This is a genomic window from Anaeromyxobacter oryzae, assembly GCF_023169945.1.
Classification (GTDB): Bacteria; Myxococcota; Myxococcia; order Myxococcales; family Anaeromyxobacteraceae; genus Anaeromyxobacter; species Anaeromyxobacter oryzae.
This window is the reverse complement of sequence record NZ_AP025591.1, coordinates 6,265,274-6,291,110: the sequence shown is the minus strand read 5'-3', so window position 1 is coordinate 6,291,110 and position 25,837 is coordinate 6,265,274. Positions and strand designations below refer to the sequence as shown.

General features: G+C 72.0%; 23 protein-coding genes. 2 read left to right on the top strand and 21 right to left on the bottom strand.

The features are described 5' to 3' along the window. Window positions 1-7: 7 nt before the first annotated feature. Window positions 8-1,849: an HTH domain-containing protein gene (locus tag AMOR_RS27625; RefSeq protein ID WP_248356567.1), complete on the bottom strand. Its 1,842-nt coding sequence runs from the start codon at window positions 1,847-1,849 to the stop codon at window positions 8-10. A 156-nt stretch (window positions 1,850-2,005) separates the two neighbouring features. Between AMOR_RS27625 and AMOR_RS27620 the strand changes: the two genes are divergently transcribed. Next, window positions 2,006-4,237: an outer membrane protein assembly factor BamB family protein gene (locus tag AMOR_RS27620; protein ID WP_248356558.1), complete on the top strand. Its 2,232-nt coding sequence runs from the start codon at window positions 2,006-2,008 to the stop codon at window positions 4,235-4,237. A 12-nt stretch (window positions 4,238-4,249) separates the two neighbouring features. Here the strand turns inward: AMOR_RS27620 and AMOR_RS27615 are convergent, their stop codons facing one another. From AMOR_RS27615 to AMOR_RS27545, 15 genes are all read right to left on the bottom strand, one after another. Continuing rightward, window positions 4,250-4,984 carry a metallophosphoesterase family protein gene (locus tag AMOR_RS27615; protein ID WP_248356556.1) on the bottom strand — a complete coding sequence of 245 codons (735 nt, stop codon included), beginning with the start codon at window positions 4,982-4,984 and terminating at the stop codon, window positions 4,250-4,252. 46 nt (window positions 4,985-5,030) lie between these two features. Next, a complete protein-coding gene (locus tag AMOR_RS27610) occupies window positions 5,031-5,975 on the bottom strand; it encodes a PfkB family carbohydrate kinase (RefSeq protein ID WP_248356554.1) in 945 nt (314 codons plus the stop codon). A gap of 51 nt (window positions 5,976-6,026) precedes the next feature. Beyond that, window positions 6,027-7,154 carry a 23S rRNA (adenine(2503)-C(2))-methyltransferase RlmN gene (gene rlmN, locus AMOR_RS27605; protein ID WP_248356552.1) on the bottom strand — a complete coding sequence of 376 codons (1,128 nt, stop codon included), beginning with the start codon at window positions 7,152-7,154 and terminating at the stop codon, window positions 6,027-6,029. A gap of 11 nt (window positions 7,155-7,165) precedes the next feature. After that, window positions 7,166-8,545: a hemolysin family protein gene (locus tag AMOR_RS27600; protein WP_248356534.1), complete on the bottom strand. Its 1,380-nt coding sequence runs from the start codon at window positions 8,543-8,545 to the stop codon at window positions 7,166-7,168. A 145-nt stretch (window positions 8,546-8,690) separates the two neighbouring features. Further along, window positions 8,691-9,128 carry a nucleoside-diphosphate kinase gene (gene ndk, locus AMOR_RS27595; RefSeq protein WP_248356532.1) on the bottom strand — a complete coding sequence of 146 codons (438 nt, stop codon included), beginning with the start codon at window positions 9,126-9,128 and terminating at the stop codon, window positions 8,691-8,693. A 120-nt stretch (window positions 9,129-9,248) separates the two neighbouring features. Then, window positions 9,249-10,274: a succinate--CoA ligase subunit alpha gene (gene sucD, locus AMOR_RS27590; protein WP_248356530.1), complete on the bottom strand. Its 1,026-nt coding sequence runs from the start codon at window positions 10,272-10,274 to the stop codon at window positions 9,249-9,251. A 42-nt stretch (window positions 10,275-10,316) separates the two neighbouring features. Then, complete coding sequence (sucC, locus tag AMOR_RS27585; protein WP_248356528.1) at window positions 10,317-11,483, bottom strand: ADP-forming succinate--CoA ligase subunit beta; 1,167 nt, start codon at window positions 11,481-11,483, stop codon at window positions 10,317-10,319. A 76-nt stretch (window positions 11,484-11,559) separates the two neighbouring features. Further along, window positions 11,560-12,498 (bottom strand): malate dehydrogenase, encoded by a 939-nt coding sequence (mdh, locus tag AMOR_RS27580; protein ID WP_248356519.1) that lies wholly within the window; start codon window positions 12,496-12,498, stop codon window positions 11,560-11,562. Between the two features lie 33 nt (window positions 12,499-12,531). Beyond that, complete coding sequence (icd, locus tag AMOR_RS27575) at window positions 12,532-13,845, bottom strand: NADP-dependent isocitrate dehydrogenase (RefSeq protein ID WP_248356517.1); 1,314 nt, start codon at window positions 13,843-13,845, stop codon at window positions 12,532-12,534. Between the two features lie 200 nt (window positions 13,846-14,045). Continuing rightward, entirely contained in the window at window positions 14,046-14,936 is an 891-nt protein-coding gene (locus AMOR_RS27570; protein ID WP_248356515.1) for an ATP-binding protein, read from the bottom strand. 85 nt (window positions 14,937-15,021) lie between these two features. Beyond that, window positions 15,022-15,831, bottom strand: coding sequence for a succinate dehydrogenase/fumarate reductase iron-sulfur subunit (locus AMOR_RS27565; protein ID WP_248356513.1), 810 nt, complete (start codon window positions 15,829-15,831; stop codon window positions 15,022-15,024). Further along, window positions 15,831-17,750, bottom strand: a complete 1,920-nt coding sequence (locus AMOR_RS27560; RefSeq protein ID WP_248356511.1) for a fumarate reductase/succinate dehydrogenase flavoprotein subunit — start codon at window positions 17,748-17,750, stop codon at window positions 15,831-15,833. The genes AMOR_RS27565 and AMOR_RS27560 overlap by 1 nt, the downstream gene beginning before the upstream one ends. A 10-nt stretch (window positions 17,751-17,760) precedes the next feature. Then, window positions 17,761-18,420: a succinate dehydrogenase cytochrome b subunit gene (locus tag AMOR_RS27555; RefSeq protein WP_248356509.1), complete on the bottom strand. Its 660-nt coding sequence runs from the start codon at window positions 18,418-18,420 to the stop codon at window positions 17,761-17,763. Window positions 18,421-18,592: 172 nt separating this feature from the next. Continuing rightward, window positions 18,593-19,282 carry a carbohydrate deacetylase gene (locus AMOR_RS27550; protein ID WP_248356492.1) on the bottom strand — a complete coding sequence of 230 codons (690 nt, stop codon included), beginning with the start codon at window positions 19,280-19,282 and terminating at the stop codon, window positions 18,593-18,595. 120 nt (window positions 19,283-19,402) lie between these two features. Then, window positions 19,403-20,527 (bottom strand): PAS domain-containing sensor histidine kinase, encoded by a 1,125-nt coding sequence (locus AMOR_RS27545; RefSeq protein ID WP_248356490.1) that lies wholly within the window; start codon window positions 20,525-20,527, stop codon window positions 19,403-19,405. Between the two features lie 173 nt (window positions 20,528-20,700). On the opposite strand from AMOR_RS27545, the gene AMOR_RS27540 reads away from it, so the two are divergent. Continuing rightward, window positions 20,701-21,249, top strand: coding sequence for a bifunctional nuclease family protein (locus tag AMOR_RS27540; RefSeq protein WP_248356488.1), 549 nt, complete (start codon window positions 20,701-20,703; stop codon window positions 21,247-21,249). Here the strand turns inward: AMOR_RS27540 and AMOR_RS27535 are convergent. The 5 genes from AMOR_RS27535 to pyrR are packed head-to-tail and all read right to left on the bottom strand — an operon-like array spanning window position 21,246 to window position 25,831. Next, on the bottom strand, window positions 21,246-21,938 hold the full coding sequence (locus tag AMOR_RS27535) for a hypothetical protein (protein WP_248356486.1): 693 nt from the start codon (window positions 21,936-21,938) through the stop codon (window positions 21,246-21,248). The genes AMOR_RS27540 and AMOR_RS27535 overlap by 4 nt on opposite strands. Next, window positions 21,935-23,059 carry a glutamine-hydrolyzing carbamoyl-phosphate synthase small subunit gene (carA, locus tag AMOR_RS27530; protein ID WP_248356483.1) on the bottom strand — a complete coding sequence of 375 codons (1,125 nt, stop codon included), beginning with the start codon at window positions 23,057-23,059 and terminating at the stop codon, window positions 21,935-21,937. The genes AMOR_RS27535 and carA overlap by 4 nt, the downstream gene beginning before the upstream one ends. After that, window positions 23,056-24,357: a dihydroorotase gene (locus tag AMOR_RS27525; protein ID WP_248356471.1), complete on the bottom strand. Its 1,302-nt coding sequence runs from the start codon at window positions 24,355-24,357 to the stop codon at window positions 23,056-23,058. The genes carA and AMOR_RS27525 overlap by 4 nt, the downstream gene beginning before the upstream one ends. Further along, window positions 24,354-25,298 carry an aspartate carbamoyltransferase catalytic subunit gene (locus AMOR_RS27520; protein WP_248356469.1) on the bottom strand — a complete coding sequence of 315 codons (945 nt, stop codon included), beginning with the start codon at window positions 25,296-25,298 and terminating at the stop codon, window positions 24,354-24,356. The genes AMOR_RS27525 and AMOR_RS27520 overlap by 4 nt, the downstream gene beginning before the upstream one ends. After that, window positions 25,295-25,831: a bifunctional pyr operon transcriptional regulator/uracil phosphoribosyltransferase PyrR gene (gene pyrR, locus AMOR_RS27515; RefSeq protein ID WP_248356467.1), complete on the bottom strand. Its 537-nt coding sequence runs from the start codon at window positions 25,829-25,831 to the stop codon at window positions 25,295-25,297. The genes AMOR_RS27520 and pyrR overlap by 4 nt, the downstream gene beginning before the upstream one ends. Window positions 25,832-25,837: the final 6 nt, after the last annotated feature.

Genomic DNA, 25,837 nt, shown 5'->3' with positions numbered 1-25,837 from the left:
CAGGCGGTCATCCCCCGTCGCTGCCCTCGCCCGGCAGCGGCGGCGGCAGCGGGGGTGGAGACACCTGAGCCTCGCCGGCGGGCGACTCGGCCGGCGGCGCCGGAGGCGCGTCCGCGCCCGGTCCGGCGGCCGCGCTCGCAGCGTCCCCCTCGGGACCCGGCGGCGTCCCGGCGGCCGGAGCGCCCGCCGCGGCGGCGGCTCCCTCGCGGCCCCGCCCGCGTCCACCGCGGCGGCGGCGGCGACGGCGGCGGCGGCGGCGCTCGCCCGCGGCGCCGGGCTCGGCGCCGGGGGCGGCCTGGGCGGCGACGCCGCCCTCGGCGGTTCCCTCCTCGCCCTCCCCCTCCTCGCCCTCGTCGCCCTCCGGACCCTCGTCGCCGTCCTCGTCGGACCCGGCGACCTCCGTCGCGACCACCGCGGGAGACTCCGCGGGCAGCTCGGCCGCGACGACGACGATGCTCGGTCCGGGCTCCGCCGCGGCGCCGGACTCGGCAGCCGCATCGGCCGTCAGGGACACCGTCTCCACGGTCCCCGGCGCGCGCTCCTCGCGGCGCTCGCGGCGCTCGCGCGGCTCGCGGTCCTCCCGGCGGTCGCGATCGCGCTCCTCGCGCCGCTCGCCGCCACCGCCCTCGCGCCGCTCCCGCTCGTCGCGCTCCTCGCGCCGGGCGCGCCGGGCCGCCTCCTCCTTCTCGGCGGCCTCCGCGGCGGTCTTGAAGAACGGCTCGTCGATCTCGGGGACGACCACCGGCACACACCCGACGCCGGCGTCCGCGAATGCCTCGGCGAGCGCCTCGCCGCAGAGGAGCAGCACGGGGAGCTGCCCGGCCGCGCTCGCGTCGCCGCGGGCGTCGCGCGCGGCGTCGCCCGCCGTGACGACGACGCCGATCTGCGCGCCGTAGTGGCCGAGGTCGCGGCGCAGGTCGGTGACGTCGCGCCGTCCGGCGTCCGCGCCGGTCCGCAGGATGCGGATGCCGTGGCGAACGTCCGCGAGCCCGAGCTTCCGGCGCCCCGTGTAGATGACGTGCTCGCGCCCGCGCTTCGCGACCTTGAGCTCGCGGAACCCGAGCTTCTCGAGCATCCGCGCGGCGACGTGCTCCACCGTGGGGCCGTCGCACTCGCGGAGCCGCTTCCGGAGCGCGGCGAGCGCGGCGCGGCGGAGGTCGCCGGGCGCTGCGGCGACCGCGCGCGCCGGCACGGCCACCGGCCGCTCGCCGGGCTCGGGCTGCGCGACGAGCGTCACCGTGTCGCCCTCGAGCTGGAACAGCGGGCGGCGGCCCGCCGACTCGCGGCGGCGGTTGTCCTCCGCGAGCGCGCTCGAGAGCGACGAGAGGTCGCGCACGAACGCGTCCGGCATGAGCGCGCGCTCGGCGCCCTGCGTCGCGATCTCGACGACCGAGAGCGGCCGCGCGGCGCCGGCGAGGATCTCGTAGGCGACCTCGGCCGGTGGCGGGAAGCGCTTCCGGCGCTCCTCGCCCTCCTCGCGGCGGCGGGCGCGGCCCTCGCCGCGCCCGGTGGCACGAGCGAGCTCGCGGGACGGGATCGGGTGTCGCTCGTTGCCCCGGTAGGGTAGCTCACCCTCCGGCGGGGGCTCGACCAGGCTGTCGAGCCCCTGCGGGTCCTCGTCGAGTCCCCACTCCGCGAGCGCGAAGGTGCCCTGCTGGACGGCCCAGAGCCGCCGGTCCGGATGGGGCAGGCGACAGTGCGCGGCGAGCTGATCCGCCATCGTCTCCTCGGGGATCTTGCCCACGTGGTCGAGCAGGTTCTCCCGGGCGGCGATCTCCGCGATCTTCTTGAAGTGGAGAGGCTTCCCCTCGCGCCGCAGCACCTCGATGGCGGCTTCGGTGAAGGTCATGTACGTCCCTGAGGTAGGAGGTCTTGCAAGGTGTCGGGGCCACGCGGGCGAACGAAGCGCCGCCCGGGGCCGCGCGGAAGCCGACATCTTCATGCCCACCTGGCGCCCTGTCAATGTTGAAAGTGCTCCTGATTCCGCGAAGATTCTAGAGATCTCATGATCCGGATCCGCACCGGCACTGCCTGGCGTCACGACCCGCGGCTCCCCGCGATGCTGGGGCGGGTGCGCACGGCCGGTCAGGCGACCGTCCGATCCATCGTGGACGCCCTCGCCATCGAGGTGGACGGGGTGGACCTCGCCGCCGGGCGCGCGGAGGGCCCGCTCCTGCCGTCGCTCGAGGCGCTCCTGCGCGCCGTCGCGCGCGTGATCGGCGGCGCGTCGCACGCGACCGTGGCGTTCCCGGACGGCGGGCTCGAGCTCTTCGTCCGGCGCCGCGGCGGCAGCGCGCTCCTCACGATCGTGTCGGTGGCGCGGCCGTCGCGCGTCCTCGCCCGGGACGTGGAGGTCGAGCTGGAGGCGCTCTCCGCGGCCGCTCTCGACGCGGCGGCGGACTTCTGCCGCGAGCTCGCCGAGGTGGCGCCGGACGCGACCGGGGGCGCCCGGCGGCTCCGGGCGGCCGCCCGCGACCTCCGCCGCGTCGAGGCGGCGCCCGCCCCGGCGCCTGCGCCGAGCGGCCGCGCCCCCCGGCCGCGCGCCGGCCGCGGCGGGCCGGTCGCCTGCCTGTTCGAGCTGCACGACGACGACGGCGTCCTGCGGGCGTATCCCGGCGGCCGGGCGGACCTCGGCTCGCTCCTCGCCCCCGGAACGGTCACGCTGCGCGCGGCGGACGGCACCGAGATCCTCACGATGCCGGGGTTCCCCTTCCTCGCCCTCCGCGATCTCACCGCGGTCGCGCGCGACGTGCTCCGGGCGCTCCAGCGCGGCGAGGCGCGGCACGTCGCGACGCTCGCCCGCCCCGGCCGTGGCGGCCCGCTGCCGGTGGCGCTCGACCTCGCGGGCGGCCGGGTCTCCGCCGGCGGTGTCGAGGCGCCCTGCCCGCCCCTCGACCTCGTGCGCGCCGTCGCCAGCGCCGCCCTCGAGCTCGGCCGGGCGGCCCGCGCGCTCAACCCGCGCCAGGCCGAGAACGCGTTCCTCGTCGAGCTCGAGGCCTCCGCCGCCGATCGGCTCGCGCTCGCCGAGGAGCTCGCGGGCGGCGATCGCACCGGCGCCGCCGTCACGTCCGCACGGTCCCCTGCGCCGCGAACACCCTCGCAGGAGCCGCTCGGTCCGGGCCGGCTCCGGCGGCTCGCGTTCCGCCGCCGGCTCGCGCTCGACGTCGGGCGGCCGGCGGGCGCGGGGCTCGTCGCGGTGGGGCGCCTCGTCGTGGCGGCGGGCGCGGACGGGCTCGCCGCGGTGGACCTCGCCGGCGGCACCGTCGCGTGGCGCGCCGACGGGTGCGACTTCGCCGCGGCGCTGCCCGGAGCGGTCCTCGTCGTGCGCGGCGACCGGCTCGCCGCGCACGCGCTGCGCGGCGGGCGGCTGCTCTGGTCGCGGCCGCTCCCCGGCGCCGCCCCGACCGCCGCGATCGCGCTGGCGCGCGGGCCCTGGGCGATCGCCGAGCGCGGCGCGCTCACGGGCGTCGACCCCGGCACAGGGCGGACGCTCTGGCGGTTCGCGCCGCCCGCGGCCGGCGCGCTCTCCGCGCGCGCCTTCGGCGGCATCGCCGCCGTGACGGCCGACACCGGCTTCCTCTACGGCGTGGACGCCGCCGGGCGGAACGCGTGGCGGGTGCGCGGACCGGGACCGTTCCTCGGCGGGGCCGCCGCGGCGGCCGGGGCCTGCCTGGCGCTGGCGGAGGCGGGCGCCGGATCCGCGCTCCTCGCCGTCGACCCTGCGTCCGGCGTGCGCCTCTGGGAAGCGCCGCTGGAGCTCCTGCCGGCGGGGCCGCCCGTCGCGTGGGGCCGGCGCGTGGCGGTGGGCGGCACGGTCGGCGGCGATCCGGCGGTCACCGTGCTCGAGCGGACCGGCGCCTCCGCGTGGACCGCCGCGCCGGACCTCGACGGCGCGCCAAGGCTCGCCCCGATCGGCGCCCTGCTCGCCGTCCGCGGCGCTTCCGGCGCGCTCGTGGCGCTCGGGCGCGACGGGAGCGCGTCGTGGTCGCGCCCCGCCGCGCCCGGCCCCCCACCGCCGGACGCGGCGGCGCCGGTCGCGGCGCGCGGGCTCCTCCTCGTCTCGGGCGAGGGCGTCGCTTGCCTCGACGCAGAGTCCGGCGAGTTGCTCGGCGCGATCCCCGGCGTCGCGCCGGTGCGGCTCTTCTCCGACGGCGCGCTCAGGCTCGCGGCGATGGACGCGGACGGCGTGGTGACGGTGCTCGGGCTCGCGACGCACCTCAGCGTCGTCGCGCCGTGACGCGCGCGGGGGCTACACGCCGAGGAACAGCCGCTTCCCGAAGTTCAGGGCGAGATCCGCGTCGAAGATCTTCTGCGCGGAGGTCTCGATGTCGTACGGCACCCGGTGGTACTCGACCGTGCGTGCCTCGCTGTCGTAGAGCACGTAGCACGCGCGGTTGTCGCAGTCGCGCGGCTGCCCGACGGAGCCCACCGAGACGACGTACTTGTGACCCCGGCGGAGCCCGAACTTCGCCGCGACGACCTCGTTCACCTCGCCCCCGGGCTGCAGCGCGAACGTCTTGCAGAGGTGCGAGTGCCCCACGAAGCTCACGTCGGCGAGGCGCGCGGCGTGCGGGAGGAGCTCCTTCGCCTGCTCCATCGCGAACACGTACTCGTACGCCTCGGGGTTCACCGGGTTCCCGTGGCTGAACGTGGCGCCGTCGAGCGCGTGGACGTACGAGAGCGTCCGCAGCCACTCCAGGTGATCGGGGTCGATGCGGGACGCCGTCCAGTCGAGCGCGTGCCGGGCGGCGTCATAGTAGAAGCTGTAGTCCATCCGCCCCGACACGGCCGCGTCGTGGTTCCCGAGCAGCGTGACCGCGGAGACCTTCCGCACCAGCGCGCAGCACTCGTTCACGCTCGCGCCGTAGCCGACGACGTCGCCCAGGCACACGATCCGGTCCGGACGGTGTCGCTCGAGCGCGGCGAGCGTCTCGGTCAGCGCCTCGAGGTTCGAGTGGATGTCGGAGATGATCCCGATGCGCATTCGCGGGCCCGGCGCGGCGGATGGTAGCCGCGGGGCCGAATGCGCGTCAACGGGGGGTTCCACTCCCGTTGAACAGGTCCGCCTCGAGCTCGTCGAAGTGGGCGAGCGTGCGCGCCTCGGCGTACCGGCTGCGGATCTCCTCCGGCGTGAGCGTGCGCAGCCGGTCGAGGGAGAACTGCTCGACGGTGAAGCTCGCGAGCACGCTCCCGAGCACGATGGCGCGGCGCATGGTCGCGTGATCGTGCCCGCCGCAGCGGGCGAGGTAGCCCATGAACCCACCCGCGAAGCTGTCACCGGCGCCGGTCGGGTCGAAGACGGACGCGAGCGGCACGGCGCAGGCCGCGAAGACCTCGTCGCCGGAGAAGAAGAGGGCCCCGTACTCGCCGCGCTTGATCACGATCGCGCGGGGGCCGAAGGACAGGATCTTCCGCGCCGCCTTCACGACGTTGTGCTCGCCCGCGAGCTGGCGCGCCTCGGCGTCGTTCACGAAGAGCATGTCGACGCGCTCGAGCGTCCGGAGCAGGCTCTCGCGCTTCGACGTGATCCAGTAGTTCATGGTGTCGCAGCCGACGAACCTCGGGCCCTTCACCTGGTCGAGGACCGCGCGCTGCAGGTCCGGGTCGATGTTCCCGAGGAACACGTACTCCGAGTCCCGGTAGTGCGCCGGAAGCTCGGGCTGGAACGTGGCGAACACGTTGAGCTGCGTGTCCAGGGTGTGCGCGGTGTTGAGGTCGAACTCGTAGCGACCCTTCCACCGGAACGTCCGGCCGGGGCGGCGGACCAGCCCGGCGAGGTCGATGCCGCGGGACCCGAGGAACCGGACGTGCTCCTCGGGGAAATCCTCCCCGACCACGGCGACCACGCGCGTCGGCCCGAAGAAGCTCGCGCACGTCGAGAAGTACGACGCGGAGCCGCCGAGCACGTCCTCCCGGCGGCCGAAGGGGGTCTCGAGGGAGTCGAGCGCGACGGAGCCGACGACGAGGAGGGACATGCGGGACCTTTCGGCGCGGGGGCGCCGCGGGAGCGTGGGAGCGGGCTCTTCCTAGCCCGCCGCCGGCGCGCGGGTCAACGGCTCGCCGTCCGGGGTGGCCCGCCGCCGCGGGTCGCCGGGGCCGCCCTCCGCCGCGAGCTGGCCGCAGGCGGCCGAGATGTCACGGCCGCGGTTCTTGCGGATGACCGCCGTGACGTTCCGCGCGACCAGCACCGCCTGGAACGCCTCGACCCGCTCCGGCGCGGGGGCGCCGAAGCCGAGCCCCGGGTTCTCGTTGTACGGGATGAGGTTCACCTTGGCCGGGATGCCGCGAAGGAGGCGCGCGAGCCGCTCCGCGTCCTCCGAGGCGTCGTTCACGCCGCCGAGGAGCACGTACTCGAACGTGATCCGCCTTCCCTGCTTCATCGGGAACTCGCGGCAGGCGCGGAGCAGCTCGGCGAGCGGGTACCGCCGGTTGATCGGCATCAGCGCGTCGCGCTGGGCGTCCGTCGTCGCGTTCAGCGACACCGCGAGCTTCACCTGCGTCTCCTCTCCCAGCCGGCGCATCACCGGGACGAGGCCGGAGGTGGAGACCGTCACGTGTCGATGGGAGAAGTTCGGGCCGTCCTCGGAGAGGAGGATGTCGAGCGCCGCCTTCAGGCTGCGGTAGTTCGCGAGCGGCTCGCCCATGCCCATGAACACGAGGTTCGTGAGAGGGCGCGGCCCCTCCCCCTCGCCGAGCTCCACGAGCCGCCGGTTCGCCCGGTGCACCTGGTCGACGATCTCCCCCGGGGTGAGGTTCCGGGCGAGCCCCATCGTCCCGGTGAGGCAGAACGTGCAGCCGACGGCGCAGCCGACCTGGGACGAGACGCAGAGCGTCTTCCGGTCGGACTCGGGCATGTAGACGGACTCGACCAGCTTCCCGTCGGCGGTGCGCCAGGTCCACTTGATGGTGCCGTCGACGGACCGCTGCTCGGTCGCGCGCTCGAGCGTCACCAGCTCGGTCCGCGCCGCCAGCGCGTCGCGGAGCGCGCGGGGGACGTCCGTTATCTCGTCGAGCGTCGCCGCGCCCTTCAGGTGGAGCCAGCGGTAGAGCTGCCGGGCCCGGAACGGCCGCTCGCCGAGCGCCGCGACGAGCGCCGCGAGGTGCTCGGGGGGGAGGGACCGGAGGTCGGGCCTCGCGAGGTCGGGGTGCTCCATCGCGTCCTCTCTTAAGCCCGGGCCGCGGGCTGCGCGACCTCGTGCGCCGCCCCCGGGGCGTCCGCGCGCCGGGCGATCTCGACGCGGGTGACCCGGCGCTCGTCGCCGGCGCGCACCGTGAAGGTGAGCCCGTCCCAGGTCAGGATCGCGCCGACGGCCGGGACGCGCCCGGCGGTGGCGGTCACGAACCCGCCCAGCGTCTCGTAGTCGCCTTCCTCGGGGAACCGGATCTCGGGCGGCCGCGCCCCCTCCTGCCCGGCCGGCGTCTCGCCCAGCCGCTCGTTCAGGAACGCCTCGAGGTCGTGCAGCGGCACCGCGGCGTCCGCGAGCCACACGCCGGCGGCGACGGCCTTCACCGGCGCCGCCTCGACGTCCGCCTCGTCCTGGATCTCGCCGACGATCTCCTCGATCACGTCCTCGAGGGTCACCAGGCCGCTCGTCCCGCCGAACTCGTCCACCACGACGGCGAGGTGCGTCCGGCGGCGCTGCATCTCTTTCAGGAGCCGCGAGATCTTCATCCCCTCCGGCACGAAGAACGCCGGCTTCAGGTACCGCTCGAGCGCGATCGTCTTCTGGGGATGCCGGACCTCCTGGATGATCTCGCGGACGAGGAGGATCCCGACGATGTTGTCGACGGAGCCCTCGTACACCGGCATGCGGCTGTACGGGTTCTCCGTCACGATCCGGACGAGGTCCTCGGGGGCGGCCTCCCGGTCGATGGCCACCATCCGCGTCCGCGGGACCATGATCTCCTTCGCGACGCGGTCGGCGAACTCGAGGACGCTGTTCAGCAGCTCCTCCTTCACCTCGTCGAGGACGCCCTCGCGCGTGCCCATCTCGATGAGGTACTCGATCTCCTCGCTCGTCACCGCCGGGCCGGCCGCGCCGGCCTTGCCGCCGCCGAACACCGCGAACAGCGCGCCCGTCGCGCGGGTCACGAAGGCGGAGACCGGCCAGAGCAGCACGGACAGGGTCCGTGCGAGCGGGATCGCGGCGAGCGAGAACCGCACCGGGTGCCGCTTCCCGAGCGTCTTCGGGATGATCTCCCCGAAGAAGAGGATGACGAGCGTCGTCACCGCGGTGGTCGCGGCGACGACGGTCGGAAGGTTCCAGCCGGTCCAGGCGGCGAGGTCCCCGGCGAGCGACGCCGCGAGCGCGCCGGCCCCGATGTTCACGAGGGTGTTGCCGATGAGGAGCGTGGAGAGGACCCGCTCCGGATGGTCGATCCAGATCCCGAGCAGGCGCGCGCGCCGGCCGCCGCCGTCCCGCAGCTGCCGCGCCCGCGCCTCGCCCAGCGCCGTGAGCGCCGTCTCGGTGCCGGAGCAGAACGCCGACCCGAGCAGGAAGACGACCGCGACGATCCACTTCCACGCCGGTACTGCTGACTCCAAAGACGCCTCTCCTTCGCTCCAGAAAACGACGAAGCCCGTCCCCGGAGAGGGACGGGCAACGTCATTCTAACCCGAAGCGGCAGAGCGAGCGGACTTCCGGTCGGGGGAACGTCCGCTCGTCCTCCGTGATCTCGCGGGGTTACGCCTACTTCTTCCACTCGTACGCGTGGATCTGCACCTCGGGGAAGAAGTACGAGACCTCGATCTTCGCGTTCTCGGGGCTGTCCGACCCGTGGACGGTGTTCTTCTCGATGTTCGTCGCGAAGTCCTTCCGGATGGTGCCGGGAGCCGCCTTCGCGGGGTCCGTCGCCCCCATGATCTCGCGGTTCTTCGCGACCGCGCCCTCGCCCTCGAGGACCATCAGGACCACCGGGCCGCTCGTCATGAACTTCACGAGGTCCGCGAAGAACGGGCGCGCCTTGTGGACCGCGTAGAAGCCCTCGGCCTCCGCCTTCGACAGCTGCGCGAGGCGGATCGCCACCGGCTTCAGCCCCTTCTCCTCGAACCGGGCGATGACCTTCCCGATGATGCCCTTCTCGACGCCGTCGGGCTTGATGATGGACAGCGTGCGCTCGATCGCCATGGACTGCTCCTCTGCTGGATGATCGGGTGTGGCGGCCCGGCTCACCGTGAGCCTGTCGGACGGCGGCTCACCGTGAGCCCGCCCGGACCGTCGCGCCCGAGGTTGATGTTCGTCGGCGAGCTAGTCGCGCTCGCCCTTCGCGGCCTTCTTGGTCGCCTTGCCGCCGCGCTGCGACGGCGCCGCGCTCCGGACCGCAGCGCCCTTCTTCGGCGGCGTCGCCGCCGCCGGGCGCTTCCCGGTCGTGACCGGGACCGGCTTCGGCTTCGCGCGCCGGCCGAGCGCGTCCTTCATCGCCCGCCCGAGCAGGTGGGGACTGTCGACGACCGTGATCCCCGCCTCCCGCATGGCGGCCATCTTCGCCTCGGCGGTGCCGGTGCCGCCCGAGATCACCGCGCCGGCGTGGCCCATCCGCTTCCCGGGCGGCGCCGTCCGGCCGGCGATGAAGCCCACCACCGGCTTGGTCATGTGGTCCCGGACGAACGCGGCGCCCTTCTCCTCCTCGCCGCCCCCGATCTCGCCGATCATGATGATCGCCTCGGTCTCGGGATCCGCCTCGAACGCGCGGAGGACGTCCACGAAGTCCGTGCCGTGCACCGGGTCGCCGCCGATGCCGACCGCCGTCGACTGGCCGAGCCCGAGATCCGTGAGCTGCTTCACCGCCTCGTAGGTCAGCGTGCCGGATCGCGAGACGACGCCGATGCGCCCCGGCCGGTGGATATGCCCGGGCATGATCCCGATCTTGCACTGCCCCGGCGTGATCACGCCCGGGCAGTTCGGCCCGACGAGGCGCGACTTCGGGCGGCTCTCCACGTACCGGCGCACCCGGACCATGTCGAGGATCGGGATGCCCTCGGTGATCGTGACGATGAGCGGGAGGTCCGACTCCGCCGCCTCGATGATCGCGTCCGCCGCGAACGGCGGCGGAACGAAGATCGCCGCGGCGTTCGCGCCGGTCTCTCGGACGGCGTCCGCGACGGTGTGGAAGATCGGGACGGTGCCCTGGAAGCGCGTCCCGCCGCGGTTCGGCGTGACGCCCGCCACCACGTTGGTCCCGTAGGCGAGCATCTGCTCGGTGTGGAAGCTGCCCGCGGACCCGGTGATGCCCTGGACGAGGACCCGCGTGTTGCGATCGACGAAGACGCTCAAGTGCTGCCTCCCGCTCCCTGGTCGACGTCCGAGCCCGTGTTTCTACGCGGCCCGCGCGGCGTTGACCACCTTCCGTGCGGCGTCTCCGAGGTCGTCGGCGGGGATGATCTTGAGCTCGCTCTGGGCCAGGATGTCCTTCCCGAGCTCGACGTTCGTCCCCTCGAGGCGCACGACGAGCGGGATCGAGAGCCCGACCTGCTTCGCCGCCGCGACGATGCCGTTCGCGATGACGTCGCACTTCATGATCCCGCCGAAGATGTTCACGAGCACGGCCTTCACGTGCGGATCGGAGAGGATGATCTTGAACGCGGCCGTCACCTTCTCCTCGTCGGCGCCGCCGCCCACGTCGAGGAAGTTCGCCGGCGCGCCCCCCGACAGCTTGATGACGTCCATCGTCGCCATCGCGAGGCCGGCCCCGTTCACCATGCAGCCGATGTCGCCGTCGAGGGCGATGTACGAGAGATCGTACTCCTTCGCCTGCGTCTCCTTGGGATCCTCCTCGTCGGGATCCCGCATCGCGGCGATGTCCGGGTGCCGGTACAGCGCGTTGTCGTCGAAGTTCATCTTCGCGTCGAGCGCGAGCACCTCGCCGCCCACGGTGATCACGAGCGGGTTGATCTCGGCGAGCGAGGCGTCCGTCGCGACGTAGGCGTTGTAGAGCCCGGTCGCGAAGCGGACGAATGCGGAGACCGAGTCCCCCTGCAGCCCGAGGCCGAACGCGAGGCGGCGCGCCTGGAACGGCATGAGGCCGGTGAGCGGCGAGATCCACTCGCGGAGGATCTTCTCCGGGTGCTTCGCCGCCACCTCCTCGATGTCGACGCCACCCTCCACCGACGCCATGACGGCGAGCCGGCCCATCTCCCGGTCGAGCGTCATCCCGAGGTAGAGCTCCCGCGCGATCCGGCAGCCCTCCTCGATGTACACCTTCCGGACCTCCTGCCCGTCCGGACCGGTCTGCGGCGTCTTCAGCATCATGCCGAGCATCGCCTCGGCGTGCTGCCGCGCCTCGTCGGGCGAGCGGGCGAGCTTGACCCCGCCCCCCTTCCCTCGCCCGCCCGCGTGGATCTGCGCCTTCACGGCGGAGATGCCGCCCCCGAGCTGGCGGGCGGCCCCCTCGGCCTCGAGCGGGGTCACGGCGAGGTAGCCGCGCGGGACGGCGACCCCGAACCTCCGCAGGATCTCCTTCGCCTGGTACTCGTGGATCTTCACCCGGCTGGTGCTCCTCGGGCCTGGCGTGCACCCGGTCCGTTGCGATGGCGCCGGCGATGCCGGCTCGCCGTTCCCACTACAGCCTGGTCTCGGCGACGGACTTCTTCACGCTCTCGATGGACTTCCCGAGCATCGCCTTCTCCTCCTCGTTGAGGTCGAGCTCGATCACGCGCTCGACGCCCTCGGCGCCGATCACGACCGGCACGCCGAGGAAGAGGCCCTTCACGCCGTACTGCCCCTCGAGGTAGGCGGAGCACGGGAACGACCGCTTCTGGTCGCGGAGGTAGCTCTCGGCCATGGCGACCGCGCTCGAGGCCGGGGCGTAGAACGCCGACCCGGTGCCGAGGAGGGCCACGATCTCGCCGCCGCCCTTGCGCGTGCGCTCGACGATCGCGTCGAGCTTCGACTTCTCCACGAGCTTCGTGAGCGGGGTCCCGTTCACGGAGCAGTAGCGGAGCACCGGCACCATGTCGTCGCCGTGCCCGCCGAGCACCATGGCGGTGACGTCCTGCGGCGACGCGCCCGCCGCGTCCGCGACGAAGAACTGGAAGCGCGCGGTGTCGAGGACCCCGGCCATGCCGACCACCCGGTTCTTCGGGAAGCCGGTGATCTTGTACATCGCGTAGACCATCGAATCGAGCGGGTTCGTCACCACGATGACGAAGGCGTTCGGCGCGTACTGCTTGATCCCCTGCGCCACCTTCGTGATCGCGTCGAGGTTCACCTTGAGGAGATCCTCCCGGCTCATGCCCGGCTTCCGGGGCACGCCGGCCGTGACGATGCAGACGTCGGCGTCCTTGATGATCGAGTAGTCGGTCGTGCCGCCGCCGGTGATGCTCACGTCGAACTTCAGGATGCTCCGCGTCTGCTGGAGGTCGAGCGCCTTCCCCTTGGCGACGCCCTCCATGATGTCGACGAGCACGACGTCGCCCAGGTTCCGCTGCCCGCAGAGCAGCGCCATGGTGCCGCCGATCTGCCCCGCGCCGATGAGCGCGATCTTCTTCCGAGAAGCCATGGGTCTCTCCCTTCGTGAAGAGGAAGCCGCAGCCTACATGTGCTTGATGATCTCGTCCCCGAACTCCGAGCACTTCACCTCGACCGTGTCCGACACCCCCTCCGCCTTCATGAGTCGGGCGAAGTCGTACGTGACCCGGTGCGCGGCGATGGCGCCGTCCATGCCCTTGATGATGAGGTCGGCCGCCTCGTTCCACCCGAGGTGTCGGAACATCATCTCGCCGGACAGGATCACCGAGCCCGGGTTCACCTTGTCGAGGTCGGCGTACTTCGGCGCGGTGCCGTGCGTCGCCTCGAAGATGGCGTGGCCCGTCATGTAGTTCGCGTTGCCGCCGGGGGCGATGCCGATGCCGCCCACCTGCGCGGCGAGGGCGTCGGAGAGGTAGTCGCCGTTCAGGTTGAGCGTCGCGACCACGTCGAACTCCTCGGGGCGCGTGAGCACCTGCTGGAGCGTGATGTCCGCGATGGCGTCCTTCACGAGCAGCTTGCCCGACCCGAGCGCGGCCTTCTGCTCGGCGTTGGCGGCCTCCTCGCCCTTCGACGCCTTCGTGCGCTCCCACTGTTCCCACGTGTAGACCCGGTCCCCGAACTCCTTCTCGGCGAGGGCGTAGCCCCAGTTCCGGAACGCGCCCTCGGTGAACTTCATGATGTTGCCCTTGTGCACGAAGGTCACGCTCTTCCGCTTGAGGCGGAGCGCGTACTCGATCGCCGCGCGGACGAGCCGCTCGGTGCCCTCGCGCGAGACGGCCTTGATGCCGATGCCGGCGGAGCCCGGGAAGCGGATCTTCTTGAACTCCTTCGGGAACTCCTTCTCCAGGAACGAGAGGATCTTCTTCACCTGCTCGGACCCGGCCTCCCACTCGATCCCGGCGTAGATGTCCTCCGTGTTCTCGCGGAAGATCACCATGTCGACCTTCTGCGGGTTCTTCACGGGCGACGGCACGCCCTTGAACCAGCGGACGGGCCTCAGGCAGACGTACAGATCGAGGAGCTGCCGCAGCGCGACGTTGAGGGACCGGATCCCGCCGCCGATCGGCGTGGTGAGCGGGCCCTTGATGCCGATGATGTACTCGCGGAAGGCCTCGACGGTCTCGTCGGGCAACCAGTTGTTGAACTTCGTGAACGCCTTCTCGCCGGCGTACACCTCGGTCCAGGCGATCTTCCGCTTCCCCTTGTAGGCCTTCTCGACCGCGGCATCGAGCACGCGGACGCTCGCGCGCCAGATGTCGCGACCGGTCCCGTCGCCCTCGATGAACGGGAGGATGGGCCGGTCCGGCACGTTCAGCTTCCCGTTGACGAGCGTGATCTTCGCGCCATCCTTCGGCACCACGGGCTTCGCGTCGGCCATGACAGGTGACCTCGTGTGAGAGGAGGGAAGATACGGGCTCTTATCGCGGTCGGCGTACGCTGTAAAGGCAGCAACCGGGGCCAACGGCCCGTAACGGCCCGGTTTTTGGATGACCGCGCCGGTCCGGGATCGGCGGGAGCCGGTCGCTTCACCCGGCAGGTGGCGCGCCCTCTCCGACGCGGCCCGCCGCCGCGGTCGGCTCAGCGGCGCTCGCGCGACATGAGCGCCCGCCCCACGAAGTCGCAGGCGAACTGGTAGGCGATCCGCCCGCTGCGGTCGCCCTTCCGCTGGGACCACAGGATCGCCTCGGTCTCCGCGTCCCGCGTCCACTCCACCGCGCCCCCCACCTTCCGGCCGAGCTTGTCCACCCAGCGCCGGACGACGTCGACGTACAGGTCCTGGCTGAACGGATGGAAGCCGACCCAGAGCCCGAACCGGCCGGACAGCGAGATCTTCTCCTCGACGGCCTCCCCGTGGTGGACCTCGCCGTTCACCAGCATCGCCCCGCGGTTGTCGCTCTCGTACTCCGGGACGAGGTGCCGGCGGTTCGAGGTGACGTAAATGAGGACGTTGTCGGGCAGCGCGTAGACCGAGCCGTCGAGCGCGCTCTTCAGGACCTTGTAGCTGGCGTCGCCGGTCTCGAAGGACAGGTCGTCGGAGAACACGATGAACCGGAACGGCTGCGCCTTCAGTTCGTCGACGATGGCGGGGAGGCTCACGAGATCGTCCTTGTCGACCTGGACGATACGCAGCCCCTTCGCGGCGTACGCGTGGAGCAGCGCGCGCACCAGGGACGACTTCCCGGTACCGCGCGTGCCCCAGAGGAGCGCGTTGTTCGCGGGCAGGCCCTCGAGGAACTGCCGCGTGTTCTCCTCCACGATGCGCTTCTGCGACTCGATGCCGAGGAGGTCGTCGAGATGCATCGCCTCGATGCTCGGGACGGGCTCCATCGTCCCGGAGTAGGTGCTGCGGTGCCAGTTGGCCGCGTGGCAGGTGGCCCAGTCGATCTTCTGGACCGGCTTCGGCAGGAGCGGCTCGAGCGACGAGAGCACGCGCTTCAGCTGAGCGGTGAGTTCCGGATCGAGGCTCACGGTCTCTCCAGTGAAGGGAAAAGGAAACGGGGCAGGGACGCGTTGCCCCTGCCCCGTCGCGGTCCGACGTGCTGCTCGAAGGTGGCTACTCCGCCTTCGCGGACTGCTCGAGGGCGCCGGCCTTCTCGAGGGCGAGCGCCTTCAGGAACTCCCGGTTCAGGCGAGCGATGAACTTCACGTCGATGCCCTTCGGGCAGGCCGCGGCGCACTCGTAGTGGTTCGAGCAGTTGCCGAACCCGTTCTCCGCCATCGCCGTGATCATCGCGGCGACGCGCTCCGGCGCCTCCACCTGGCCCTGGGGCAGCTCGGCGAGCTGCGAGAGCTTCGCGCCGGCGAAGAGCATCCCGGCGCCGTTCGGGCAGGCCGCCACGCAGGCGCCGCACCCGATGCACTCGGCCGCGTCCATCGCGTAGTCGGCCGCGCGCTTCGAGACGGGGATCGCGTTGCCGTCGGGCACGCCGCCCGTGTGGACGGAGACCCAGCCGGCGGCCTGGATGAGCCTGTCGAGGGCGCCCCGGTCGACGATCAGGTCCTTGATGACCGGGAACGCGCGCGCGCGCCACGGCTCGAGGTAGATCACGTCGCCGTCCTTGAACTTCCGCATGTGCAGCTGGCAGAGCGTGGTGCGCTTCTGCCCGCCGTGCGGAATGCCGTTCACGACGGCGGAGCACATGCCGCAGATGCCCTCGCGGCAGTCGTGATCGAAGGCGATCGGGTCCTTGCCCGCCTTGATGAGGTCCTCGTTCACCACGTCCAGCATCTCGAGGAACGAGTGGTGGGGCGTGATGTTCTTGGCCTCGTAGTGCTCGAACCGCCCGGGCTTGTCGGGACCGTCCTGGCGCCAGACGATCAGCTTGATGTTCATCGTCTTGTGATCGGAAGCGTGCGCGCTCATTACTTGTAGCTCCTGACCGCGAGGTGGACGTTCTCGAACTTCAGCGGCTCCTTGTGGAGCTCGGGCTCCTTGCCAACTCCCTTGAACTCCCACGCGCCGACGTAGCAGTAGTTCGCGTCGTCACGCTTCGCCTCGCCGTCCGGGTACTGGTGCTCGACCCGGAAGTGCCCGCCGCAGGACTCCTCGCGGTGGAGCGCGTCGCGGGTGAGCAGCTCGGCGAACTCGAGGAAGTCGGCGGTGCGGCCGGCGTTCTCGAGCTGCTGGTTGAGCTCCGCGCCCGTCCCGGAGACCTTCACGTTCTCCTGGAACTCGGCGCGGATGGCGGGGATCTTCTGCAGCGCGGCCTTGAGCGACTTCTCGCTCCGGGCCATGCCGACGTTCTCCCACATCGTCGTGCCGAGCTCGCGGATGAACTCGGTGACCGTCTTCTTGCCATTCACCCCGAGGAACCGCTCGGTGGACGCCTTCACGTCCGCGATCGACTTCGCGCACTCAGGGTGATCCGCCTTGATGCTGCCCGGCGACTTCACGCCCGCGAGGTAGCCCGCGATCGTGTACGGGATGACGAAGTAGCCGTCCGCGAGGCCCTGCATGAGCGCGCTCGCGCCCAGGCGGTTCGCGCCGTGGACCGAGAAGTTCGCCTCGCCGAGCACGAAGAGGCCCGGCACGTTGCTCATGAGGTTGTAGTCCACCCAGAGGCCGCCCATCGAGTAGTGCGGCGCCGGGTAGATGCGCATCGGCCGCTTGTAGGCGTTCTCGTCGGTGATCCGCTCGTACATCTCGAAGAGGTTGCCGTACCGCTCGCGGATCTTGTCCTCGCCCACGCGCTTGATGGACGTGGAGAAGTCGAGGTAGACGCCGCGGCCGCCGGGGCCGACGCCGCGGCCGTCGTCGCACTGCTCCTTCGCGGCGCGGGACGCGATGTCACGCGGGGCGAGGTTGCCGAACGACGGGTACTTCCGCTCGAGGTAGTAGTCGCGATCCTCCTCGGGGATCGAGTTCGGATCCTTGTTGCAGTCCTCCTTCTTCTTCGGCACCCAGCAGCGGCCGTCGTTGCGGAGCGACTCGGACATGAGCGTCAGCTTCGACTGGTAGTCGCCCGCCTGCGGGATGCACGTCGGGTGGATCTGCGTGTAGCAGGGGTTCGCGAGGTAGGCGCCCTTCTTGTGCGCCTTCCAGATCGCCGTGACGCTGCAGCCCATCGCGTTGGTCGACAGGTAGAAGACGTTCACGTACCCGCCGGTCGCGAGGACGACCGCGTCGCCCACGTGCGTGCGGACCTCGCCGGTCGTGAGATCGCGCACCGTGATGCCCTTCGCCTCGCCGTCGATGATGACGAGGTCGAGCATCTCCGTGCGCGCGAACATCTTCACCGTGCCGGCCTTGATCTGCCGGGACAGCGCCGAGTACGCGCCGAGGAGCAGCTGCTGGCCGGTCTGGCCGCGGGCGAAGAAGGTGCGGGAGACCTGGGCGCCGCCGAAGGACCGGTTGTCGAGGTAGCCGGCGTAGTCGCGGGCGAACGGCACGCCCTGCGCGACGCACTGGTCGATGATGTTGTTCGACACCTGCGCGAGCCGCCAGACGTCGGCCTCACGGGCGCGGAAGTCGCCGCCCTTGATGGTGTCGTAGAAGAGCCGGTAGATGCTGTCGCCGTCGTTCGGGTACGCCTTCGCGGCGTTGATGCCGCCCTGAGCGGCGATCGAGTGCGCGCGGCGGGGGCTGTCCTGGTAGCAGAACGCCTCCACGTTGTAGCCGAGCTCGCCGAGCGACGCGGCGGCGGACGCGCCGGCGAGGCCCGTCCCGACCACGAGGACCTTGTACTTTCGCTTGTTCGCCGGGTTCACCAGCTTCAGGCTGAAGCGGGCGTTGTCCCAGGAATCCTGGATTCTGCCGGTAGGTGCCTTTCCGTCGAGGATCACGGTGTTCCCCTTACTTGGTCAGGATGCCAACGAGAATGGCGACGGGGATCGCCCCGAAGCCGACCAGGAAGATGCCGGCCGCGACCTTCGCCGTGCCGCTGAACCGCGGCAGCCACCGCGGGTTCGCGAGGCCCAGCGTCTGGAACGCGCTCTGGATGCCGTGCGACAGGTGCAGGGCGAGCGAGACCATCGCCACCACGTAGACGAGAGCGACGAGCGTCCGGCCGAGGCCGGCGACCACCATCGCGAAGACGTCGGGACGGTTCAGCGCGTCGGCGCCGATGGTGAAGCCCGGGCGGAACGTGAACTGGACCAGATGGTAGCCGATGAAGATCGCCATGATGACGCCGGTCCAGATCATGGTCCGGCTGCCGATCGTGGCGCGCAGATAGTTCGCGCGCGCGTACTTCTCCGGCTTCGCAGCCGAGTTCTCCATCGTGATCTGGATGGAGAGGAACAGGTGGATGAGGACCGCGGCGCCCATCACGAGCCGCGTGCCCCACACGAGCGGCGCGAGTGAGTGGAGATGCTCCGCGTAGGAGTTGATGCCGTTCGGCCCGGCGAAGATGGTGAGGTTGCCGAGCAGGTGGCCGACGACGAACAGGACCATGAGCAGGCCCGTGACCGCCATCAGCACCTTTCTTCCGATCGAGTCCGAGAACAGTCGCATTGAGCCCTTCCTTCGTCGTGGATGAGAGGCCGCCGTCGAGGTCGCGACGAGTGCGCAACGGAGACGCGTGCGCGGGGCAGCACGATGCTGCGACCGGTGTGGGTATGTCAAGGTTGCCAGCGTAAATATTCGGCTTTTTGACGACCGCATCGGTCGACGATGACGCTGACGGTCAACCTCTCGGCGGCGCGCCGCGCGCGTGTGCCCACGCGTCCGCGTACCCGCAGAGCCGGATCCGGACGCGCTGCACGACTGCGCGCGCGCGCGCATCGCACAGGGCCCGCAACTCTTCCTCGCGCTCCACGCCGAAGCTCGTGCGCGCGTGCGAGGGCGCGTGGCCGGGGTGTGACATGATCTCGGTCACGCCCTCCCCGATCGTCGCGAGCACGGCGATCAGGCGCTCGGCCGTCCACGCCGGCCGGAGCGCCGCGTCGCCGAGGAACCGGTCCGGCGTCGCGACGCCGCGGGCCCGGAGCTCGGCCCGCATCCGGTCGTCGATCGCGCGCACCGGTAGCCCCCGGGCGGCGGCGACGGCGACGAAGGCGTCCAGCACCGCCCCGGACGCGTGTGCGTGCTTGTGGCTATCGAGGTGAGTGGGCGGCGCGCCGCGGAGCGCCTCGAAGCGCGCGAGCTGCCGCAGGAGCGCCGCCTCCGCCTCGGCCCGATCCGCGCGCGGATCGACGACGACGTGCAGCCCCACCCCGAGCGTCCCCGGCGCGGCGCGGAGCGCGTCCGCCGCGAACGGCGTCTCCACCATCGCCGTCGCGCTGGTCACGAGCCCGTGCGTGTGGGCCTCGAGGATGCCGCGATCGATCTCGGGGTCGTAGCCCAGGTCGTCGGCGTTGACGATGAGCCGCTTCACTGCGACCTCGCTTCCTTCGTTCGTGCTGCCTCTCCCCCGCGCGGCTTCATCGCGTGGGGAGGGCCGGGGCGTGGAGGCGCCGCGAGCGTGTCCTGCGCGGCGTCCGCGCGTCAAGCGGCGCTAGTGTACGGCCTCGGCCGGGTCGAGCGACGGAGGCGGCGCGGCAGGCGGCTCGCGCGGGAGCTCGACGGTGAACGTGGTGCCCGTCCCGGGAGCGCTCGAGACGGCGATGGTGCCGCCGTGCGCCTCCACGATCTGCCGCACGATGTAGAGCCCGAGGCCGAGGCCACCGAAGTTCTGCGCGGGGACCGCGCGCTCGAACCGCTCGAAGACGCGCGACTGGTGCTCGGGCGCGATCCCGATGCCCTCGTCCGTCACCTCGATGCGCGCGAGCTCACCCGCCGGGCGGACGCGGAGCGCGACGGGCTTCCCCTCCCCGAACTTCGCCGCGTTCACGAGCAGGTTCGTGAAGACCTGCTCCATCCGCATCCGGTCCCACTGCCCCGTCGTGGGCACGAGGTCCAGCGCCAGCGACGAGCCGGACCGCTCCACCTCCGGGCCGAGGTGCTCGGTCGCGTCGCGCGCGAGCTCGGCCAGATCCAGCGCCTCGAGGCGAAGCTGGAGCTTCCCGAGGCGCATCCGCGAGACGTCGAGGAGCTCGTTCACGAGCAGCGCGATCCGCCTCGTCTGCCGCTCGAGCGCCTCCACCTTGTCGCCGACGAGGCCGGGCAGCTCCGCCACCGACCGCTGCGCCGCGCGTTGCAGGAGCTGGAGCTGCAGCTGCAGCGCCGTGACCGGCGTCCGGAGCTCGTGCGAGGCGACGGAGAGGAACTCGTCCCGCTCGCGCACCTCCTCCTGCGCCTTCCGCCAGAGCCGGGCGCGGCCCTCGATCTTCTTCCGCTCGGTCACGTCCCGCACCGCGGCGATGATGCAGGTCTTCCCGTCCACGTGGATGGGGGAGAGGCTGATCTCCGCCGGGAACTCGGCGCCGTCGCGGCGGAGGCCGGAGAGGTCCAGGCCGAGCCCCATCGGCCGGGTGCGCGGCGCGGCCGTGTAGCCGCCGCGGTGGACCTGGTGCATCGCGCGGAACCGCGCGGGGAGCAGGACCTCGACGGGCTTGCCGACGAGCTCCGCCTTCGGATAGCCGAACAGCCGCTCGGCGTTCCCGTTGGCCCACATGATGACGCCGCCCTCGTCCGCGATGACCATCGCGTCCGGCACCGAGTCGAGGAGCGAGAAGTCCACGCCCTTACGAGATGCGGCACCGCCCGCCCCGAGGAAAGCCCTGCCTGGTGACGGTCCGGGCGGGCCGGCGGCGGGGTCGCCCCTCGTCGCGGTCCGGTGTGGCCGCGCCACGACCGTGCACCCCAGATTGTGGGGACGGGCGAGGCGCCACGGACGCGCCGTTGCCCGCCTCCATGACCCGGGTGCCCGCCAGCGGAACGCTCGCCCTGCCCCTCGCGGTGGCCGCGAGCGTCCTCGTGCTGGTGGTGGGGGCGGCGCAGGCGAGCCCGCCCCGTCCGGCGCGCGTCGAGCTGGAGGTCGCCGGGCTACTCCCGATGGCCGAGGGCACGTCCTCGATCCTGGTGCTCCGGGAGAAGGGCGCGAAGACGATCGTCCCGGTGCTCGTCTCGGGCGCCGCGGCGCGCGACCTGTCGCGGACGATCGCGGAGCACAAGCGCCACGGCGTGCTCGCCGACGCGATCGAGAAGCTCGGGGGCCGCGTCCGGGAGGTCGAGATCGCGGAGGCGGAGGAGACGCCCGACGGCGCTCTCATCCGGCTCGCGCAGGGAGGTCGGCAGCTGGAGGTGGCGGCGCGGCCGTCCGAGTCGGTCGCGCTCGCGGTGGCGGCGGGCGTTCCGATCGTCACGACGCGGAAGGTGATGGAGCAGTCGGGGCTCTCGCCCGACGACCTCGTGAAGGCGCGCGACCGGATCGCCGACGGATCGCACGGCCTCCGGCTCTAGCGCGGGCCGAGGGGCCTCAGGCCGCCGGGCGGCGTCATCGTCCGGGTGTCCGGCGAGAAGTCGTAGATGGCCTCGAGCCGAACGTTCCGGTAGCGCTCGAGCTTGAGCGCCATCCGGGAGAGGAGCGCGAGGAAGGCGGGGATGTCGGGCGTGCCGCCCTTGCCGGCCGCCTTCTTGAGCCGCTTCACCTCGGAGAGGATCGCCTTTCGCGCCTCGCGCGGGTGGTACAGGAACGCGCCGGAGAAGAACAGGGTCCCGTCGAAGGGCAGGAGCCGCGCCTCGAGCACGTCGCCCTTCTCGAGGCCGGCGACCTGCCGGCGCTCCGTCACGTCGTAGTCGCCGCCGCCGAAGACGTCGCGGACGCGGATCTGGCCTTCCTTGATCTTCCGGACCTCGAACAGCCCATGGACGTTCTTCGCGAGGTCCTGATACTGCGCGACGTCCTCCGCCGAGAGGCTCGGCCCCTCGGCCTCGAGGAACCGCTCGATCGACGTCTGCCCGCCGGGCGACCGCCACTCGTACAGGTAGAAGTCGAGCATGCCGTTGAGGCGGACCTCGTAGGTGCGGTCCTCCTCGTGCGGCTCGCCATAGCCGCCGAAGTGGGCATGCCGCGCGGCGAGGACGTCATCTTTCCGCGGCTCGGCGGTCGCCCACGAGAGGAGCCTCTCGTGGAGCTGCTGCAGCGTCATCGCGCGTGCTCCATCAGGGCGACGAACCGGCCGAACAGAGCGCGGGCGTCGTGGGGCCCGGGGGACGACTCGGGGTGGTACTGGACGCTGAACGCCGGCGCGTCGAGGACCTCGATGCCCTCCACCGTCCCGTCGTTCAGGTTCACGTGGGTGACCTTCGCCCGCTTCCCGAGGCTCGCGTCGTCCACTGCGAACCCGTGGTTCTGGGCGGTGATGTCGACCTTGCCGGTGGCGAGCTCCTTCACCGGCTGGTTCGCGCCGCGGTGCCCGAACTTGAGCTTGTAGGTCCGGGCGCCGATGGCGAGCGCGAGGATCTGGTGCCCGAGGCAGATCCCGAACACCGGGACCTTGCCGAGGAGCGCCGCCACCGTCTCGCGCGCGCCGACCACCGCGTCGGGATCGCCCGGGCCGTTGGTGAGGAACACCCCGTCGGGCTTCAGCGCGAGCGTCTCGGCGGCCGTCGTGCGGGACGGCACCACCGTCACGCGGCAGCCGGCCTCCGCGAGGAGCCTGAGCATGGCGCGCTTGAGCCCCCAGTCGTAGGCGACGACGTGGAAGCGAGGCTTCGTCTCCTCGGTGCGCTCGCCCGCCGTCCATGCGTCGGCGCCCTTCTCGCGCCACTCGTAGCGGGCCACCGTCGAGATCCGGGTCGCGAGATCCTGGCCCTCCATGCCCGGCAGAGCGCGCGCCCGCTCGACCAGCGCCTTCGCGCTGCCCTCCGTGGCGATGACGCCCATCTGTGCGCCGGCCGTCCGGATGTGCTTCGTGAGGCGGCGCGTGTCGATGCCGGAGATGCCGACGATCCCGTTCGCCTTCAGGTAGCCGTCCAGGCTCTGCTCGGCGCGGAAGCTCGAGGGCTCCTCGGCGAAATGGCGGACGATGAAGCCGGTGGCGTGCGGGCGCTCGGACTCCTCGTCGGCGCGGTTCACGCCGTAGTTCCCCTGCTCGGGGTACGTCATGCAGATCATCTGACCGACGTACGACGGATCGGTCAGGATCTCCTGGTACCCAGTCATGGACGTGTTGAAGACGACCTCGCCGGTCGTCTCGCCCGTCGCTCCGAGGGAGACGCCCTCGAACGTCGTACCGTCCGCCAGCGCCAGGATGGCCTGCTTCGTCATCGTTCCGACCTGCCCTCCTCGTGGACGATGCGACCGCCCACGATCGTGTGGGTGCAACGCCCGGCGAGCCGCTTTCCCTTCCACGGCGTGTTCCGGCTCTTCGAGTGGAGCCGGGCCGGGTCCACCACCCACTCCGCCGCGGGATCGAGGACCGCGAGGTCCGCGACCGCGCCGCGAGCGAGCGTGCCGCCGGGGAGGCCGAACGCCTTCGCCGGCGAGGTGGTGAGCGCCTCGACGAGGCGCCGCTCCGTGAGGAGCCCCTTCTTCACGAGCGCGAGGCAGACCGGGAAGGCGGTCTCGAGCCCGATGATCCCGTTCAGCGCCGCGTCGAACTCGAGGTCCTTCTCGACCGCGGAGTGCGGGGCGTGATCCGTCGCGATGGCGTCGATGGTGCCGTCGGCGAGCCCCTCCCGGCACGCCCGCACATCGTCGGCGGACCGGAGCGGCGGGTTCATCTTGTAGTCGGTCGAGTAGCCGGACGCCGCGACGTCCTCGTCCGTGAGGGCGAGGTGGTGCGGGGTGACCTCGGCGGTGACCGCGAGGCCGCGCCGCTTCGCCTCGCGGACCGCGCGGACGGCGCCCGCGGTGGAGACGTGCGCGAGGTGGAGCCGCCCGCCGGTGAGCTCGAGCAGGGCGAGGTCGCGGAGGACCATGACGTCCTCGGCCTGCCCCGGGATCCCCTTGAGCCCGAGCCGCGTCGCCACGGCACCCTCGTGCATGACGCCCTTGCCCACCAGCTGCAGATCCTCCTCGTGGACCGTGAGCGGCAGGCCGAACGCCTTGGCGTACTCGAGCGCGCGGCGCATCAGGCCCGCGTTCATCACCGGCCGCCCGTCGTCCGAGAGCGCCACGCAGCCGGCTGCCTTGAGCTCGCCGAACTCAGCGAGCTCCTCGCCGGCCGAGCCCTTCGAGATGGCACCCACCGGGTAGACGCGCGCGAGCCCGGCGGCGGCGGCGCGCGCGAGCACGAGCTCGGTCACGGACGCGTTGTCGTTCACCGGCTTCGTGTTCGGCATCGCGCACACGGCGGTGAAGCCGCCCGCGACGGCGGCGCGGGCGCCGGTCGCCACGGTCTCCTTGTACTCCTGGCCCGGCTCGCGCAGGTGCACGTGCAGGTCGATGAGGCCGGGCGTCACCCACCGGCCGCGCGCGTCGATGGCGCGGGCGTCGCGCGGACGCTCCACGCGCTCGGCGACGTCTGCGACCTTGCCGTCCCGGACGACGACCGTCCGTACGCCATCGACGCCGCTCGCGGGGTCGATGACGCGCCCGCCCTCGATGAAGATCACGTCGGTCATGCCTTGGCCTCCGACTCCGCGCCACCGCCCGCGAGCAGGTACAGGATCGCCATCCGGACCGCGACGCCGTTCTGCACCTGGTCCAGGATCACCGACCGCGGCCCGTCGGCGACCTCCGGAGAGAGCTCCACGCCGCGATTGATGGGGCCCGGGTGGAGGATCACGCAGGAGGGCTTCAGCCACTCCTCCGCCTTCTTCGCGTTGAGGCCCCAGTACTTCGAGTACTCGCGCGTGCCCGGGATGAGCGGGTCGCCGATGCGCTCGTGCTGGATGCGGAGCATGACGACCGCGTCGGCGTCCTGGACCGCCTCGCGCAGATCGTAGTGGACGGTCGCGCCGAGCGCCTCGACGCCGGCCGGGATCATCGTGGGCGGCCCGCACAGCCGGACCTTCGCGCCGAGCTTCGGCATGGAGTGGAGGTCGGACCGGGCCACGCGCGAGTGGCTGATGTCGCCGACGATGGCGACGGTCTTGCCCTCGAGCGTGCCGAGCTTCTCGCGGAGCGTGAAGCAGTCGAGGAGCCCCTGGCTCGGGTGCTCGTGCGCGCCATCGCCGGCCGACACGACCGAGCAGCCGACGCGCTCGGCGACGAGGCGCGGCGCGCCGCTCGCGGAGTGCCGGATGACGAGCACGTCCGGGCGCATCGCCTCCAGGTTCTTGGCGGTGTCGACGAGCGTCTCGCCCTTCGTCACCGACGACGCGCTCGCGGTCCAGTTGAGGGCGTCCGCCGAGAGGACCTTCGCGGCGATCTCGAAGGAGCTGCGCGTCCGCGTGGAGGCCTCGAAGAAGAGGTTCACGATGGACTTGCCGCGCAGCGACGGCACCTTCTTGATGGGCCGCTGCAGGACCTCCTTCATCGACACCGCGAGGTCCAGGACCTCGAGGATGTCGTCGCGGCCGTACTCGGCGAGCGCGATGCAGTGCTTGTGGCGTCCGATCACGACGGCCTCCCCTTCTTCACGACCACCGCGTCCTCGGGCGCGCCGCCCTCGACGAGCCGCACCTGCACGTCGTCGCCCTCGCCGCACTCGACGCGCGCGCCCACGAAGTCCGCCGCGATCGGGAGCTCCCGGCCGCCGCGGTCCACCAGGACCGCGAGCCAGACGCGCCGCGGCCGTCCGAAGTCCACGAGCTCGTCGAGCGCCGCCCGCACCGTGCGCCCGGTGTACAGCACGTCGTCCACGAGGACGATGGTCTTGCCCTGGATCGGGAAGCGGATGTCGGTGGGGCCGATGACCGGCGCCGCGCCCTTCTGCGCGAGGTCGTCGCGGTAGAGCGCGATGTCGAGCGTGCCGAGGGGTGCCTCTCCCCCGAGCGCCTGGGCGAGCTCGCGGCGGAGCCGCTGCGCGAGGAACACGCCGCCGCGCCGGATCCCGACGATCGCGAGGTCCTTCGCCGCGCCTGCGCCGCGGGCCCGGTCGGCGATCTCCTTCCCCATCCGCCGGACCAGCCGTTCGATCTCTGCCGCGTTCATGCCGCC